General features: G+C 71.5%; 1 protein-coding gene. It reads left to right on the forward strand.

All coding sequences use genetic code 11. The features are described from left to right. On the forward strand, positions 1-607 hold a 607-nt coding region (locus tag A5701_RS23920; RefSeq protein WP_156670248.1), incomplete at both ends, for a cation diffusion facilitator family transporter.

A 607-nucleotide genomic window follows, 5' to 3' on the forward strand; every position in this document is an offset into this window, starting at 1 on the left:
CGCCGACAGCGTGGACACGGCCCTGGAATCCAGCGCGATCGGCATCCGGGCGGTCAAGATCAGCCTCGTTGGACTGGGCGCTACCGCGGCCGTGCAGGTGGTGATCGCCGTCCTGTCGGGATCGATCGCGCTGCTCGCCGACACCATCCACAACTTCTCGGACGCGCTGACGGCCGTCCCGCTCTGGATCGCGTTCTCGTTGGGCCGCCGCGCGCCGACCCGCCGCTACACCTACGGCTACGGGCGCGCCGAGGACATCGCCGGCTTGTTCGTCATCGGCATGATCACGCTGTCGGCGATCGTCGCCGGCTACGAGGCCGTCCTGCGGCTGATTCACCCCGTCGCCATCGGCCACGTGGGTTGGGTCGCCGCCGCCGGGCTCATCGGCTTCGCGGGCAACGAGGTCGTCGCCGTCTACCGGATCCGCACCGGCCGCCGGATCGGCTCGGCCGCCCTCGTCGCCGACGGCCTGCACGCTCGCACCGACGGATTCACCTCGCTCGCAGTGCTTTTCGGGGCGGCCGGCGTCGCGCTCGGCTACCCGCTGGCCGACCCGATCGTCGGCCTGATCATCACGGTGGCGATCCTGGCGGTGCTGCGCGGTGCC

The sequence above is a fragment of the Mycobacterium sp. E3305 genome (assembly GCF_001666785.1).
Classification (GTDB): Bacteria; Actinomycetota; Actinomycetes; order Mycobacteriales; family Mycobacteriaceae; genus Mycobacterium.